This window comes from Maridesulfovibrio bastinii DSM 16055, from assembly GCF_000429985.1.
GTDB lineage: Bacteria > Desulfobacterota > Desulfovibrionia > Desulfovibrionales > Desulfovibrionaceae > Maridesulfovibrio > Maridesulfovibrio bastinii.
The window spans coordinates 186,496-202,902 of record NZ_AUCX01000009.1 but is presented as its reverse complement, the minus strand read 5'-3'; the positions used below and the strand labels follow the sequence as shown (position 1 = coordinate 202,902).

Below are 16,407 nucleotides of genomic sequence, written 5' to 3'. Positions count from 1 at the left end.
AAAAATATAAGAGATAAAATACTTACCAAAAAGCCCCTCATGTTGGACAACATGAGGGGCTTAAATTTATTCAAAAAAGAACTGTTCTTAATGCAGTTTTTCCCTGCGGGCCAGTTCTTTAACATACTCTATGGCTTCTTCCATATTGCAGACATCACCTGCAATCTGTGCTTTCAACAGAGTATCGCGAAGAATACCTACGGCAGGTCCGGGTTTAAGACCTGTAGACTGCATGATCTCGTTACCGTTAAGGAACGGATCAAGAGCTTCTTCAGGAATATCTGCACGTTCAAGCATTTTAAGGTTGTGATTGAACTCACGGTACTGAGTTCCACGGGCTTTGATATCCGCACGAACCATTTCGATGAGTCTCGGATATTCATCAAGGGCTTTAAAACGCTTGATACCTTTATCAGTAAGCATGAACTGAAAACGCATATGATCACGGACCAGTTCGCAGATAAGATCCACATCTTCCTGAGGGAAGTTGAGCCGTGTAAGTATCTTGCGGGTAACCTTGGCACCGACACGATGGTGCTGCAGGAACTGCCATGTGCCGTCAACATCTTCAGCAGTGAAGAGTTTACCTACATCATGGAAGAAACAGGCCACAACACCGAACCAGTCATAGGGAAGCTCTTCCGGATAATGTTTCATAACAGCCAGAGTATGTTCGAAAACATTCTCTTTTTCTCCGGTTTCACTGTTCTTGATCTGAGTGATACGGGAAAGAGCCGCAATCTCAGGAATAAGCCCGTGGAGGAGCATAGTTTCAAAAAGCAGAGAAACAAAAAGCCACATATTTTCAGCTTCAACCTTGCGCCATTCATCCATAATCTCCGGAACAGGGACATAATCAAGGATACGCTTGGCGTTGCGGATGATTGTAGTCTTTGTGTTGCTCTCAAGCGGAAGATTATAGTTGGCAGCAAAGCGCAATGCTCTGATTCCCATCAGGTAATCTTTTTTGAGAACCTGATCCGGGATTCCGGCAAACTTAACTTCCCCTGAAGTAAGGGAAGCGAATCCTTCATAAGGATCTTTGGCTTTAGGAATAAAAGGGCATGCAAGAGTAAGAGGAATTTCGTCTTTCTTTTCAAGCTCTTTAAGCAGTCGCGGGGTCATGTGCGAAACACATTCCTCAGGATGGGAGGAATCGCTGACATCACTTAAATAAAAATAAAAATTAATTCCGCCTTCTTTAAGAATGGCTGTTACACCATCATTCTCTGTCCATTCCTCAATATTCGGGAAAAGCTTGCTGAGACCGCGAAAATCTAGTTCGGTCGCAATATCCAGCGAGACTTCATCTCCTTTATCGGCAATAGTGAGTTTTTGAAGCCTTTCATTGACGATGTAGGCATCATAACCGTTACGCATGATGGTTTTGCAGATTCCCACCGCGTCTTTAAAGGGTTCGCTCATAATTTCTCCTTAAGGCAAAGTTATTGATATCACATAGTGTTAGTTACTATAGCGGAAGGTTTACCCCTTCGTTCCAAGGACTTATACTATTTTTTTGCCTCCAAGGAAATGACTTACTACCCGGCCTTTCAGGGTTTCTCCGGCGAATGGTGTATTTTTGCCCTTTGAATACATTGTACCGGGTTCCACCACCCATTCCTGCTGTGCATCAAAAAGAAGGAAATCAGCAGGATCACCCTTGCTGAAAGTGTTTACCGGCAGACCGAAAGTAGCACAGGGATTGACGGTCCATGCTTTTATAAAAGTATCAAAATCAAGCTCGCCTGATGAGACCAGAGACCATGTTAGCGATAAGGCTGTATCAAGGCCTGAAATACCGCAGGGGGCAATAACGAACTCGACCTCTTTTTCATAAGCAGCATGTGGAGCATGGTCCGTGGCAAACATATCAACTGTTCCGTCACTGACAGCGTCCATTATAGCATGAACATCCTCAATGGTACGCAGCGGAGGATTAACCTTGGCCATCGAACTGTAATCCATTGCGCTTTCTTCAGTCAGCAGCAGATAGTGGGGGCATGTCTCGGCAGTAATTTTCACTCCGCGTTCTTTACCCCAGCGGATAAGATCAACAGATTTTTTGCAGGAGATATGGGCAAGATGTATGGACGTTCCCAGATATTCAGCAAGAAGGATATCTCTGGCAACCTGCGAAGCTTCGGCTATATCAGGCTGGGCAGCAAGACCGTTGCGGCTAGAAGTCGGTCCCTCGTTCATTCCTGCACCGAGTCCCAGATAAGGGTCTTCGCAATGATCTATAACAGGAAGGCCGGTATCTGAAGCATATTCCACAGCCCTTCTGAAAAGTTCGGTATTTTTAACCGGCACGCCATCATTTGAAAAAGCCACGCAACCTGATTCCGCCAGCTCATGCATGGGGGAAAGTTCTTTTCCTTCAAGCTTTTTGGTTAAAGCTCCAATAGGGAAAAGACGCGGACCGTCAGGCATAACCTTGGCAGCCCGGCTCAACATCTGGTCTGTAATCACACCGTTGTCATTGACCGGAGAGGTATTGGCCATGCACATAATATTGGAAAAGCCACCATGAGCGGCAGCACTAAGTCCTGATTCCAGATCTTCCTTATATTCAAAACCCGGTTCACGGAGATGAGTATGCACGTCTGTGAGTCCCGGCAGAAGATTAAGTCCGTCAGCGGCAATCTCTACAGCACCCTCGTAGGCGGCATCTGAAGTATGGATAAGATCCAGCACTTTTCCTTCGCTGACCAGAAGATCTACTTTTCCGCCCTTCCACTGCGCATTGCGGATAACTAATTCAGGATTGGACACGGGCGGCCTCCTTATTGATTTTTACGGGTTAGATAAAGGAAAAGCAGGGCCATTCTTATAGCCACTCCGCTCGCGACCTGATCAAGGATAAGACTGGAAGCGCTGTCGGCAAGCTCGGAGCAGATTTCAACACCTCTATTCAACGGTCCGGGATGAAGAATCTTCACATCCTTACCGGCAATATCAAGATGTCTTGGTCCAAGTCCGTAATATTTTGAATACTCGCGCAGATCAGGCAGGAGTCCGTCATGCTGACGTTCCAGCTGTAGTCGCAGGCACATAACCGCATCAACACCCTTCATAGCTTCATCAAGATCAGGAACAACTTCAACAGGCCAGTCCTTAAGGTATCTGGGCAGAAGTGTACGGGGACCGCAGAGCCTGACTTTAGCTCCCAGAAGAGTCAGCAGATACGAATTGGAGCGGGCCACTCTGCTGTGTGCAATATCACCGAGAATGAGGATAGTTTTACCTTCGAGACTTCCCCATTCCTGAGTAAGAGTAAGGCTGTCCAGCAATGCCTGAGTTGGATGAGCATGTCTTCCGTCACCGGCATTGATGACACTGCAATCCAGCCTGTCGGCAATAAACTTTGCTGCTCCGCTGGCCTGATGTCTTATGACTATACCGTCAGGATTCATTGCCTGAAGGGTCAAGACAGTGTCTTTCAGAGATTCACCTTTCGTCAGGCTGCTGGAGCTTTTTGCCAGAGAAAAGGTATCACACGACAAGCGTTTTCCAGCCATATCAAAAGAGGTTTTGGTTCTGGTGCTTGGCTCGGCAAAAAAAAGGACCACACTATGGCCTTTTAAAGTCGGTACCTTTTTTACCGGACGGGAGTTGATTTCCTGAAAGTAGGTGGCAGTTTCAAAAACATGCCGCACTTCATCAAGACTAAGCTGCGTAACATCAAGCAGATCCTTGTGTCGCCACTCCATATCTGTTCCTCTATCTAACCGTAGAACGGGGTTATTGGTTGTCACTAATTAATGTTACTGTAGTTCCGGCCAGCTCCATTCAGGATTTTTCCGGACTATCACTTTAGCATTCTTCTTAAAACAAAAGTTCTTCTATTCCTGACGGCATCACAGCGTAAGAGGCACTTAAGCCCGGTTCCAGCCGACCGTAAATATCATCAATTCCCAGAACTCCTGCAGGGTTTAGCGTTACAAGGGACAAAGCCTCTACCGTATCAAGTGAAAGATTTATATTCTCAAGCAGATAAGAAAGATCATTCCACAAATTCAAATCGAAATTTGAGGCAATGCTGTCCGTGCCGAGACAGGTTCTAATCCCGGCGGAAATAATTTTTTCCCAGGGAGCACGACCTTCACCGATATAAAGATTGCTGCGCGGGCAGAGACACACTCCAACCCCTCTTTCAGCCAGTATATCAATATCGCTGTCATCAACCTTTACGCAATGGACTGCAATCGTCCGCGAATCAAGGAGCCCCAGAGAATCAGCATAGGGAACAGGTCTTACAGCTTCAGGAAATTCCGGCAAAAAGCCTGCGGCTTCAAGCATTTTACCGAAAGCACACTCTTCACCGGCCAGAATCAGGTCCTCTTCCTGATTTTCAGCCAGATGCATTGAAAACGGCAAACCTGCGGCAGAATCAGCTTCCTTTACCGCTTTAAGCCGTTTGGCATTTGTCGAATACAGTGCATGTCCGGCTCCGGCTATACGACCTTTAGCTGAAGAATATTCAGGAAAAAACTTTTTACCATCCTTTGGTGCGGCATTACCCATGCTTTCGCAAAATGCGGTGAAGGCCATATCAGTCGTATCAAGAGTTCCGGCTACTTCAATTATATTGCTGGTCGAAATATCGGCACAGTAAACCGTTCCCTGAGACAGCATTTCCTGAACTTTGTTATAGAGAGCCTGCCCGTCAAAAGTCTGAAGAGGACCGGCAACAAGACTCTGCATCCACCCGGTAAAGCCCTGCCCTTTAACCGTCAGCCCTTCAAAGTGGGACAGCCCGAGATGGGTATGGGCATTAACAAGCCCCGGAGTGATGGTCACATCTCCAAGATCTTCAACGTCTGCGGTCCATGCCTTTTTAATAAGCGACCATTTTCCGGATTCAAGAATAACCCCGTTTTCAGTTATCATGGCAAAATCACTGACAACCGGGTCTCCTGCAGACATTGTTACGGCTCTGGCCGCTCTGATACATTTTTTCATACACAAAAAAATACCGGGCTTTCGCCCGGTTTAAGGTAAATATTTAAGAATTTGGATCATCAAAGAAAATGTAGTTAGTGGAGTAATCACTAAACTCGAAATAAATTTTCTTTTCCCCGGGATCAACTTTATTATTAAAATTCAAATCCATGATACCATATCCGTAACGGTATGGCCGGGCGATTCTTTCACTTGTTCCAGAAGCTGTGGAAAGTTTATCAATACGGATAAACCGCTTAACAAGCTTGCCACCGGAATAGATTTCCAGAACTCCGTTTACTCCTGTCCAGTTCTGCAAAGAACGCTCTATCCTGTTTTGAGACTCCTTTGAGCATCCGGAAAAAGCCACCAGAGAGAAAACAAGGGCAAAAACAACTAAAAGACTATTTCTTTTCACAGGGCTACCTCCAAACTTTGCTCCTCAAAGCGCACTATAATGCCTGATATTATATGCACGCGAAACTTCAAAGTAATACATTTTTTTCAGAGAAAAGCAAAGTAAAGAGTAATAAGCAGGCTTATGAAAATAAAAATCGAAGCAACGCATTAGCTGCGCAATAAAATAATTAAAAAATGGATCAGAATGACCGGGTTCAGGAGGATTGGATTTGATTTCAGAAATTCAAGGCTTTGGGAAGAATTCACCCGGCATTGCCGGAGCGCAATAAATTAATGGCAATTTCTCCTATGGCCGGTCTATATGTGCCTTCTCTGATCTGCCGGCGCAGGCTTTCGAGGTGATTCCTTTTTTCTTTTAACTCCTCTGCGGAAAATTCTTCATTTCCAGCGGAAGCAGCTGCCAGCAGATCACAGTCGCGTGCACTGCCACTTTCCTTCTTAGCCATCATATCCTCCGGTATGCCTTACATAAATTTATTTTCACTCCGCATATCGACTGATTCCGGGCTATGTTTAGTTGTGTTCGGGGCGCAATTTTCTATCCGGTAAAGATGCACATTATTAAACCTAAAGAATTGCAGAGCATATAAGATTTCCCGGAACTGAAAAAATTTTACTCAAGTAAATTTTCTTCAGCTCCGCTATTTTCAGAATTCAAAATCAGTCGGCGGTACCATGCAAGACACAAGCAGGTCATCGGCAGGGCAATGAGCAGACCAAGCAGTCCGAGGAGCTTACCCCAGATAGAAAGGGACAACAAAATTATTGCCGGTGAGAGTCCCATGGCCTTGCCCATTATTTTCGGGACCAGATAGCCGTCCTGAATAATCTGGACAACAGCGAAGACGAGAGCGGTCAGCCCGAATACAGTCAGGAACGGATCACCTGTTTCAAGAGCCTGAATGAGCGCCAGAAGTGCGGCCACAGGTATACCGAGAAGTTGCAGATAGGGGACCATATTCAACAGGCCTATGAACATGCCGAGCATAATTGCCAGCGGCAGACCGACAATTGAAAATCCTATTGAAAATAATACGCCGACAATAAACGCAACCAGAGCCTGAGCCCTGAAATACCTTCCCATAGCCAGTTGAAATTCATCGGCAACTTCCGCAACCGGGCCGCGCAATTTTTCAGGAAGATATTTATCCCAGTTGGTTTGAACATTTTTAAAATCCAGCAGCAGAAAAACTACATATAAAAGAACAACAAAAATACCGAAAAGGCCTAAAACGAGGTCCGCAGCATTATTAACAACACTCCAGACTCCCGGCAGAACTTTTTTACCTGCTGATAAAAGAGTTGTGGAAACTCCATCGCTTTTAAAAAACTCCTGAATTTCCGGTCTGCCGAATATTTTTTTAATACTTTCAAAAATATCAGGAGGAAGTCTTTCTGCGGCCTTGCGGGCTATTCCCGAATCTCCTACAAAGCCCGAAACAAGCTTTCCCATATGCTGCAATTCAGATAAAAGGGTCGGCACGACGATCCAGAAGATCAGTCCGGAAGCGACAGCAAGAAGCACAATAGCGGCAAGAACTGCGATAACCCTGTTTTTAAGCAGGGATTCCAGACGGTTTACAAGGGGATTAAGAAGGTAGGCAATTAACAGCGCTGCAAAAAAGGGAATCAGGACATCACTCAAATATCCCATGACAGCCACTGTTCCCCAAAGCAGCCCCACGGCTATGGCTATGCGGACTACTTTATCGAATGTAAATTGCTCTTCAAACATTAGTTCTCCGAAGCGTTTGCTTTTTAAAAAATGAATATGCCATAACTGGTCATATAAAGGTCACCGGGACAAGGTCACGGCAGGCCGGAAATTTAATCTTGTCAGAACTGTCACCGGAGCATCCCCGGTTCAAGTTTAAGCTCTGATAAAGATAACCGAGGTTGTCAACAGTTTAAGCCTCGGCTAAATGTGTCCTCTCAAGGAGGTTAATTTGTCATCAATTAGTGAATCTTTCCGAAAAAATCCCATAGTATGGGGTGTTTCTATAATTTTACTCAGTACTGTAGCCCGAATATGGTTTCTTGGTACTGAACAATTAAATCTTGTTCAGGATGAAGCGCAGTACTGGGACTGGACCAGACATCTGCAACTGACCTACTATTCCAAAGGTCCCCTGATCGCATGGATAATCAAAACAGGGACTATTCTTTTCGGTAATACTGAAACAGGTGTAAGATTCGGATCCCTTGTCGGATCAACACTGACCCAGATTCTGCTCTATTGGGGAATTTCCAGAATATGGAAAAGACCGGTCGCCGCTGTTTGGACCCTTATAGTCTATAACTCCATGCCGATCTTTCTGGCTCTCGGTATATTGATGACCACTGACAACCCATTCATTCTGAGCTGGACCGGAGCCCTCTTCTCCCTCTACTGCGCGACAATACCCTATGAGCCGGATATTGAGCGGGATTCCAACGAATCACGCGGACTGCCTTTTATTTTTATCACCATCTGCCTTGCAGTAGGAATTCTCGCTAAATATACCATGCTGGGCTTTATCGGCCTTTCAATCATCTATGGTCTGGTTCTACAGCGTCAGGGACTTCTGCCGCGCCGTTTCTGGCCAAGACTGTTAAAAGCTCTGGCCGCAGGTCTTATCCTCGGTTTTCTGCCTACACTCATCTGGAATTTTCAGAATGACTTTGTAGGCTACAAGCATGTAATGACCCTTATCGGAGTTGAAGGCAAACAGGCTTCAACACTTATCCGCTTTAACAGATTCCTTCCCTTCCTAGGTGAACAAACCGGTCTGGCAACACCATGGTGGCTGATCCTGATGATTGTTACAGGATTCAAATGCGCCAAATATGCTCTGAATAAAAAAACACTTGAAAATACTTTCGGACTGAATATCAGACAGTCTGCCATGCTGGCAGTCTTCTTTCTCCCGGTATGGTTCTTTTTCTTCATGTGGAGCTTCCATGCCAAAACCCTCGGAAACTGGGCTGTAATCTCCTATGTCTCCGGAGTGATGCTGGCAGGATTCGGATTTGAGCATTTCTGGAACAACAAAGGACGCTTCCGCACCGTAATTCTGACTCTTTGTATTATCATTTTTTCGGTGCTGCACCTTCAAAATCTCATCCCTGTTCCGGCAAACCTCAATCCCACGCACAGACTTAAGGGCTGGACCGATCTGGGAACTCAGGTAAAAAAACTTGAGCAAACCCAGTTTAAAGACCCCTCAAAAGTTTTTGTTTTCAGCAGTCTCTATGACATGACCGCAGCACTGGCTTTTTATGTTCCCGGACAGCCGAGAACATACTGCGCATGGATAGACAGGCGTATGAACCAGTATGATCTGTGGCCCGGACCTCAGGATAAGGTCGGCTGGGATGCCGTATTCGTTTGTAAAAGGTTCCACGACTCCCCGGAGCCACCGGTTGGTAAAATGTTCAAACGGATCAGCGCACCGATTTATATCCAGACAACCTTCAAGGGTAAGCCGGCAAGAAAATTCACAGTATTCCTGTGCTACGGCTATACCGGTTTATGGCCTGACGGCAATCATAATAAGTTTTGATAACTTGCGCATTTAAGAGCAGTCAGAATCCCGTGCGGTAAATTTACCGCACGGGATTTTTTAAAATTTTCACATAAATTTATCCTAAGAAATACAGGACCATCCCGACCGGACAAAAATCAAGCCTAAAAGATGACCACTTTAATAGCCTAACATAACTATCTTTCTTATTTATCGAGTCGTGACGATGACCTCAAAGTCACGGTTGACCCTCTTTTACTGATCAGTTAAGCACCCTTTTCTTTTTCACGGAGTTGGAAAAAATTATCACTTTTTTCAGCTTCAAGCGATATTCATTATAATAGACTGTATTACCGGATAGTTAACGCTTAAATATTTTCAGCTTCCTTATTGCGGTAATACACAACGGTTTTTCCATTTATACGTTAAAAACCTTTCTTTTTAACTGCTTATCAGCTGTTGATGTATTGTGGCAGAAAAAGATGACTAACAGTGACATTCTTTGACATTTTTTGACATTGCATGACATAGTCTGTACATCGTTGTGTAATTTTGAAAAATCAGGGAATGTCTTTGACACCTTCGCCCAAGCTATACACTGTGCAGGAAATTGCCGATGCCTTGAGAGTCCATTCCAGAACAGCCTACAGGCTGGTAAAGGAGGGAAAAATCAAGGGGATAAAAGTCGGCAGTCAGTGGCGCATTCCGGAAAGCTCGCTGCTTGAATATATAGACTCGGGCTGGAAGGAAGGTCTTGAGAAGAAAAAAGGCAAAGACGGCCCTGAACAACTGAAACTGCCCTTATAAGCGGGAGTACGGATATGGCTCAAAATGAGAGCAAGGCCCTGAAGCGGATCACCCTTGAAAATGATTTCGGTGCCCAGATTTCCTTTACCGGTTATCTTGAAGGCGAAAGCATTGATTACGAAGACTCAACCAATTCACTGATTTCAGAAAAAATTTATAGATCTGAAGAAGGACGCACCGGTTACAGCATTGTTATCGGACGTGATGATTTGCGCGAAAGAAGGGCCTATTTGATAGAACAGCAGAATGAAACCTGCATGGTTTCAAACGGTTCACTCACACTGGGGCTGGACACGGAGATGCTGCTCACTTTTCTGGGCAAAGCTCTTGAAGATCAGGAAGAAAGCGCCACAGAAGACAGCTTGAACCACATAAGAAAACAGCTTCAGGCTGTTAACGAATAAACCGGCAAAGGTCATCGACCTTATAGTTATACCGACTCTTAAAAAGCACCTGCCCTTAAAACCGGCAGGTGCTTTTGTCATCAGTTGTAACCTGCCCGCGATAAATCCTGAACAATTTTTTGCAAAACTTCCATCCATGCCGAACTCTTGCCCGACTGCTTATTAAATACGGCGGTTAGGCGAGCTTGACTTGTCTACGGGTGGCCTTAACTTTCAGGGCATAATTATTTCACCCCAATCTATCTGGAGCATCTTTTGTCACTTAACAATAAATTAATTTCGCTTTTTCCGGAACGCCCGGAGATTTCAGCTGATAAAATAGATGATAATCTGGCCGCATCTCTTTTTCCTGAAGGATCAACCAGACTCGCGCATATGCGCCGGGTTTCAGAAATGTCCACACGCATTGCCCGGCAGTTGAAATTACCTGCAAAACAAGCTGATAAACTCATAACAGCCGCACTGTTTCATGATGTTGGCTACTCTGAAAAACTTAAACGCACCGGTTTTCATCCTCTTGACGGAGCGGTTTTTCTTGCTCACCTCGGAGTGAATGAAGAAATCGTTGAAACAGTTCTGTGGCACTCATCAACAATTCACGACATTACATATCTGCCGGAAATAAAAGCTGTTTACGATAAGCTCACTCCACGCCCCGAAAACAGTTTCATGTTGAAAATTGTGAGCTTCAGTGATTTCAGGTCTTCCCCGGTCGGCGAAGCTTTTTCATTTGGTCAGCGGATAAGCGAACTTATGGAACGCTACGGAACTGAAAGCAGTCAGGTAGCGACATCAAAAACCATGCTCGGAGCTTCGCAGGAAACCCTGCGGGAATATGTGGATAAAATCCGTAAAGTCCACGGTCTCAAGCTGCCATGGATTTTCTGTGACATTGACAATACCCTCGTCCATCCGGGAACGCTTCTTAACGAAACAAGCCGTCAGGCCATCCACAGGTACATGGATGCCGGTGGTAAATTTTCCCTTGTGACCGGAAAGCATCTCATCAGCATAATGAATTATATTAAAGAAGGTGGCCTTCCCGGACCTCATTCAGGCATAAACGGGTCGGTAATCTATGAAAATGACAGTATTAAACCCTTTGGTCCGGTCTTGCATTCGGTTGTTGAACTTGAAGATATCCTGATGGCTGAAGGCATTCATTATACCTCCTATTGTGAAGACTCAATCTGGACAAGATGTGAACTGACAGAAGCAGAAATTGAGCGCTACAAAGAAGTTGCCGAAGTTCTTCCGCGCAAGGGAGCAACTCCTCAGGACCTCCCGGTATTTAAAATCCTCACCTTTTCACCACAGTCAAACAGAGAACGCTGCGGATTTGTTAGAAAACTTGCTCTAAAAAACGACCTCGGCTGTGTAAGAACATCCAAACATTTTCTGGAACTAATGCCCAAAGGGCACGGCAAGCACAGTGCAGCCATGGAAATAATGCGCAGAGCAGAATGGCCGGACCTGTTTTCAATTGCAATCGGTGACAGTGAAAACGATATGCAGATGCTCGGGATAAGCGGCTACAGTGCGGCTGTTTCCAATGCGGAGCCGGAAGTTGCAGCAGCTGCGGACCTGCACCTGCCCCATTGCGAGGAAAACGGTGTAGCAACCCTTCTGGACGCTCTTGTTGAAAATGCCGAGGCCCAGGACTGGCAGCTTCCAGAACAGTTTTTAAACTGATCAGAAAACGCTAAGAAATAAGACGACAAAATCCCCTGCAGGCAACATCCGGCAGGGGATTTTTAAATATGCAGCTATCACCGGTAATAAGGTGAGCGCAAAAAATATAGATTCCAATTCAATCAAAAGCCAGCGACTGAATTATTGAATTTGAAACAAGCATTCCATTTTTGGTTAAACGTAAAAATCCGGCACTCATCTTTATCAGCCCGTTTTTGTGCAGGGCGGTTATGATGCCTTTTTTCTCTGCGATGAGATCTCTCCCGGTTAATTTCTTATGCTCCAGCAATTTAAGCCCCCGTGCAGTTCTTAGGCTGAGCATAACCAGCTCCTCCGCTCTTACTTCAGGGGTAAGCTCTTCATAATCCTCACCAAGAAACTTGCCACGCACCGCTGCGTCATAGGCATCCATAAATTCTGGATTGGTAAACCGGCGACTTCCTAAAGTTGATACTGCGGAAGGCCCCATCCCCAGATAATCAAGCCTGTCCCAGTAGCCCTGATTATGTCTGGAAACGAATCCCATGCGGGCAAAATTGGATATTTCGTACTGAATGTACCTCATTGATTCCAGATATTCGGCCCCGTAAATAAACATTTTAGCCTGTTCACTGTCCGGCGGCAGTTCAAGATCAACATCCTTTTGCATCCGTTCAAACGGAGTCCCTTCTTCAATGCTTAAGCCATAGCAGGACATATGTTCAGGCTTGAGTTTCACCACAGCTTTAAGCTGCTCCATCCACGATTTCAGCTTTTGTTTGGGCAGTCCCCAGATCATATCAATGCTGATGTTCGTAAAACCGGCCTGCCGGGCAAGCTGAAAAGCTTCAACAGCCTGTCTGCTGTTATGCGGGCGTCCCAGAGAACGCAGAGTCTGATCCTCAAGGCTCTGAAACCCCAGACTCAGCCTGTTGACTCCCATAGCGAGCAATGTCTGAAAATAGCTTAAATTAGTGACAGAATCGGGATTGGCTTCGATGGTTATTTCCATCGCTTTGGTAAAAGTAAAATTTTTCCTGAGGGCATCCATTACCAGTTCAAGCTGAAACGGAGGAATAAGACTCGGAGTCCCGCCGCCGAAATAAATTGTTCCTATCTCCGGTTTGCGCAGCCTCTTACCCCAGAGATCAATTTCAGCGAGCAGAGTTTTAAGATACCAGGCAAAGGTAACCTGATTAAAAATCTGGGAAGGAAAAGCACAGTAATTACATTTGCTGCGGCAAAACGGTACATGGATATATATCAGAAGATTTCTGGCTTCCTTACCGTCACCCTGAAGCAGGGGTGCAATCAACATAGCTGGATAACCCGGCATCTTTGCTCCACTTTCAACTTTCCATCAAAGCTAACTCAGCAGCTGGGCCAACTACCGCACAACATGCGGTCCCATGATGGAGATAATTAAATTTATTTGCTGATCCAGAGAGTTTCCGGCTCAGCCGAGCGTAAAAGCTTAACGCTTACAGAACCCGGCATGAACGCCTCTCTGGCACTTTTACGGTGCTGCCCTCTTCCCACTGCTACAACAGCATATCCACCCTTAGAAGACTGATTTTTAATTGCTTTGAAGACGTTGTTACTGCGAACCGAAAGCTGCTTAATACGTTCTTCAGCAACCCCATTGGCAATGAGAATTTCTCTGGCACTTGTAAAAATATAGTCCGCATCAGTCTGCGCCTTGCCGGTATCAACATGAAAAAGCGTTATATCATGCCCTTCGTTATCATTAAGAATAAAACCGACATGATCAGCCATACGCATTGAAGGCTCGTCATTATCAACACAGAGCAGCACGCCGGAGCGTTCGCCGTCACTAGGAGTACAGCAGAACCAGATTGGAAAGCCTATTTCCTCCCACAGGATTCTATGACTTACGCTGTAATCAAAAAGTTCTTCAAAAATAGAGGAATTCCTTCTACCGATAAGAACAGCATCATAAAGCTCTTTGTGAGCTTCCTGCACTATCATCTTGGCAGGATCACCATGCGAAGGAAGTGTTTTGAGATCTATCTTGCCCGGATCACAGAACTGTCTGTTTTCAAACCAGGTGCGGGCTTTTTCAAGCATACCATTGCCTTTTGCCAGAGCCGACCTGTCAGCATCCCTGGGAGTGACAAAAAGTAATGTCATCCTGACATCACAAGGTGTTTTGAAAAAACGGGCCACAAAATTCATAGAAAAAGAAGCTGCCACATCATCGGAAACACAGATCAGAATATGCTTTTCCATTACAGTCTCTCCGCTTTAAACCTGCTTAAGAATCAAGCTGAAAAAATACTGCCGCAACAAATTGAATTTACAGTTGCGTCTACACTGTATCCGTCTTCATTCATACTGCAAAAGTAACGCTGCACCTGTAGAACAAAATAAATCAGACATTAACGGATATCCTGATTTGCCTGACCATCCACGTCTTAAATAAATTTAAATTATGCAGTATTAACGCAGTATGTCTTTTCTATGAATTATATTTAATTAAAGATCTTAAAAAGTGTCCAGCAGTAATTTTTTTAAACAGGCTTAAAGACGTTTAAAACAGAATCTTATGCGGAACAATTACACACCTTGGTTCAGCTGTCGTTACGCAATTCCTTTTGAAATCTTTCATTTTCACTGAACAGGCACCCGCAATACTGCTGTCTATAAATACCCATTTCTTTTGAACGTTCTATTCCTTCTTTCCAGCCTTCCCGAAAGTCGTAATAGTAAAACGCAGTATCGCCTTTGCCGGCGATATCATAGCCAAGTCTTTTAATTTCATCATGCTTCTGAAACTTGCTGTAAAGAAGTGTGGAGCTGAAAAAATCAAATTTACCGCGTTTGGCAATGGAGTAGGCCCGTTCAAGCCGACCTGAATAGCAGTAGAAGCAGCGGTTGTCCTCACGGTGTGAAACGTTTCTGAACCATTTTACGGAATCATATTCGTCATCTTTATAGATAACTTTAAAATCCATAATCCGGGCAACTTCGCGCAGAGCTTCGCGCCGGCGGACATACTCCTGTAGCGGATGTATATTCGGATTATAATAAAATCCGGTAACTTCAAATCCCTGTTCCTGCAAAATGCGGACAGTGCTTATTGCGCACGGTCCGCAGCATATATGCAGTAAAATTCTTTTAGTCATCAGCTATGGTCTCAATCTGCACGCTTTTTTTGAACATCTTTTCAAAGTCCATTATCAGCTCACGCTTATTGTTCAGCAGATATATGGCTAGCTCTTTTTTAGCTTCATAAACAAAAACATCAGGACAGGATGCTCTGCGCAGCTGTCTGTAGATTTCTTTCAAAGCCTGCATGGACTGCCATTCCATATTCCGGCGGATACCGGTTCCTTCACAGACAGGACATGGTTCGGTACTAACCGCAATTGCGGATGATCCCAGACGCTGTCTGACAAGTTCCATCAGCCCGAAGCGTGAAATTCTGCCAACATCTGTTCTCGCACGGTCGTTTTTAAGTGCGGCACGCATGGTCTTTTCCACTTCGCGGCAATGCTTGGAATCCTTCATCTCAATAAAATCTATAACAACCTGTCCACCAAGATCACGGAGCTTAAGCTGTCTGGCTATCATTTCAGCACTTTCAATATTGGTCTTTAAGGCCATTTCTTTGAAATTGCGTTCTCCGCCAATTTTACCGGAGTTAATATCAATAGCGGTGAGAGCCTCAGTCTGGTCAAATACCAGACGTCCGCCGGAAGGCAGCACAACCTCACGGCTGTATATCTGCTCAATCTGTCTGACAAGGTTGAATCTTTCCCACAAGGTCTTATCCGCATCAGCGTGGAATTTTACCAGATTGGTCTTTCTGGGAAAGGACATGGCTGCAAGACGTTTGATTGTCTCTGCGGTTTTTTTATCATCAATCCATATTTCAGCGACATCAGAGGAAAGATAGTCTCTGACGGAGCGTGCGGCCAGATCCATTTCCTCATAGACGAGTGAAGGAGCTTCGGCGTCAAGAGCCTTGAGCCTTACATCCGTCCAGAGCCTGTTCAGAAATTTAAAATCACGGGTAAGAGATGTTTTGCTCTGGCCCTGACTAGCGGTTCTGACGATAAGACCGATACCGTCATGGTGACTGACCTGATCAATAATATCTTTGAGACGGCCGCGTTCTTTTTCTTCGTCAATTTTGCGGGAGATTCCGACCTGCTCTCTGCCGGGAGTCAGTACGAAGTAACGTCCGGGGAGTGAAAGATATGAAGACAGAAAAGCACCTTTCTTTCCTGTGGGTTCTTTAACAACCTGAACAAGAATTTCCTGTCCCGGTTTTAGAACTTTCTGCAACAGGGGAAAACGCTGTCCCGGCTTAAGTTTGTACGCACCCTGATAATATTCAGGATGCACTTCATCAACCTGCAGAAAACCATTACGTTCTGCGCCATAATTGATGAAGGCGGCCTGCAGGGCCGTATCTATGTTGTGGATATAACCTTTGTAAATATTTCCTTTGGTCTTAGCCTGATGGAGCATTTCAACATAATACTCCACAATCTGGCCTTCAACAGTCAACGCAACTTCCACCTGCTCATTGGGAAGCACGCTGATAAACATTTTCTCTTTTTTCTTTTTAGGTGTCATTCTGATCCCGGGAAAAGTTAAATTTGTTTCTCCGGACTCAGCTCTTCAGATGT

General features: G+C 45.0%; 15 protein-coding genes. 4 read left to right on the top strand and 11 right to left on the bottom strand.

Translation table 11 applies throughout. The features are described from left to right. Window positions 1-87 precede the first annotated feature (87 nt). The 7 genes from G496_RS0105405 to G496_RS0105375 all read right to left on the bottom strand — a co-directional run bounded on the left by G496_RS0105405 (window position 88) and on the right by G496_RS0105375 (window position 7,099). Window positions 88-1,425 (bottom strand): HD domain-containing protein, encoded by a 1,338-nt coding sequence (locus G496_RS0105405; protein ID WP_027178387.1) that lies wholly within the window; start codon window positions 1,423-1,425, stop codon window positions 88-90. 81 nt (window positions 1,426-1,506) lie between these two features. Continuing rightward, window positions 1,507-2,775: a dihydroorotase gene (locus G496_RS0105400; protein ID WP_027178386.1), complete on the bottom strand. Its 1,269-nt coding sequence runs from the start codon at window positions 2,773-2,775 to the stop codon at window positions 1,507-1,509. A gap of 11 nt (window positions 2,776-2,786) precedes the next feature. Further along, window positions 2,787-3,713, bottom strand: a complete 927-nt coding sequence (locus G496_RS0105395) for an aspartate carbamoyltransferase catalytic subunit (protein ID WP_027178385.1) — start codon at window positions 3,711-3,713, stop codon at window positions 2,787-2,789. A gap of 115 nt (window positions 3,714-3,828) precedes the next feature. After that, the gene (locus G496_RS0105390) at window positions 3,829-4,965 is read right to left on the bottom strand and encodes an amidohydrolase family protein (RefSeq protein ID WP_027178384.1); all 1,137 of its coding nucleotides are present in this window, start codon (window positions 4,963-4,965) and stop codon (window positions 3,829-3,831) included. A gap of 43 nt (window positions 4,966-5,008) precedes the next feature. Continuing rightward, window positions 5,009-5,362: a hypothetical protein gene (locus G496_RS0105385; protein WP_027178383.1), complete on the bottom strand. Its 354-nt coding sequence runs from the start codon at window positions 5,360-5,362 to the stop codon at window positions 5,009-5,011. 244 nt (window positions 5,363-5,606) lie between these two features. Beyond that, window positions 5,607-5,810, bottom strand: a complete 204-nt coding sequence (locus G496_RS18910; RefSeq protein ID WP_034632443.1) for a hypothetical protein — start codon at window positions 5,808-5,810, stop codon at window positions 5,607-5,609. 167 nt (window positions 5,811-5,977) lie between these two features. After that, complete coding sequence (locus G496_RS0105375) at window positions 5,978-7,099, bottom strand: AI-2E family transporter (RefSeq protein WP_027178382.1); 1,122 nt, start codon at window positions 7,097-7,099, stop codon at window positions 5,978-5,980. Window positions 7,100-7,310: 211 nt separating this feature from the next. Here G496_RS0105375 and G496_RS0105370 point away from each other — a divergent pair, with 211 nt between their 5' ends. The 4 genes from G496_RS0105370 to G496_RS0105355 all read left to right on the top strand — a co-directional run bounded on the left by G496_RS0105370 (window position 7,311) and on the right by G496_RS0105355 (window position 11,770). After that, window positions 7,311-8,906: an ArnT family glycosyltransferase gene (locus G496_RS0105370; protein ID WP_027178381.1), complete on the top strand. Its 1,596-nt coding sequence runs from the start codon at window positions 7,311-7,313 to the stop codon at window positions 8,904-8,906. Between the two features lie 528 nt (window positions 8,907-9,434). After that, window positions 9,435-9,674, top strand: coding sequence for a helix-turn-helix domain-containing protein (locus G496_RS0105365; RefSeq protein ID WP_245577867.1), 240 nt, complete (start codon window positions 9,435-9,437; stop codon window positions 9,672-9,674). Between the two features lie 14 nt (window positions 9,675-9,688). Continuing rightward, entirely contained in the window at window positions 9,689-10,078 is a 390-nt protein-coding gene (locus tag G496_RS0105360) for a hypothetical protein (RefSeq protein WP_027178379.1), read from the top strand. A gap of 255 nt (window positions 10,079-10,333) precedes the next feature. After that, on the top strand, window positions 10,334-11,770 hold the full coding sequence (locus G496_RS0105355) for an HAD hydrolase family protein (RefSeq protein WP_027178378.1): 1,437 nt from the start codon (window positions 10,334-10,336) through the stop codon (window positions 11,768-11,770). Window positions 11,771-11,888: 118 nt separating this feature from the next. Here G496_RS0105355 and hemW read toward each other — a convergent pair whose 3' ends face one another. From hemW to G496_RS0105335, 4 genes are all read right to left on the bottom strand, one after another. Then, window positions 11,889-13,085: a radical SAM family heme chaperone HemW gene (gene hemW, locus G496_RS0105350; protein ID WP_027178377.1), complete on the bottom strand. Its 1,197-nt coding sequence runs from the start codon at window positions 13,083-13,085 to the stop codon at window positions 11,889-11,891. A gap of 92 nt (window positions 13,086-13,177) precedes the next feature. After that, window positions 13,178-13,999 carry a universal stress protein gene (locus G496_RS0105345; RefSeq protein WP_027178376.1) on the bottom strand — a complete coding sequence of 274 codons (822 nt, stop codon included), beginning with the start codon at window positions 13,997-13,999 and terminating at the stop codon, window positions 13,178-13,180. A gap of 341 nt (window positions 14,000-14,340) precedes the next feature. Then, on the bottom strand, window positions 14,341-14,895 hold the full coding sequence (locus G496_RS0105340; protein WP_034632440.1) for an epoxyqueuosine reductase QueH: 555 nt from the start codon (window positions 14,893-14,895) through the stop codon (window positions 14,341-14,343). Beyond that, entirely contained in the window at window positions 14,888-16,354 is a 1,467-nt protein-coding gene (locus G496_RS0105335; protein WP_027178374.1) for an Rne/Rng family ribonuclease, read from the bottom strand. Before G496_RS0105335 ends, G496_RS0105340 begins: the two co-directional genes overlap by 8 nt. Between the last annotated feature and the right edge of the window lie 53 nt (window positions 16,355-16,407).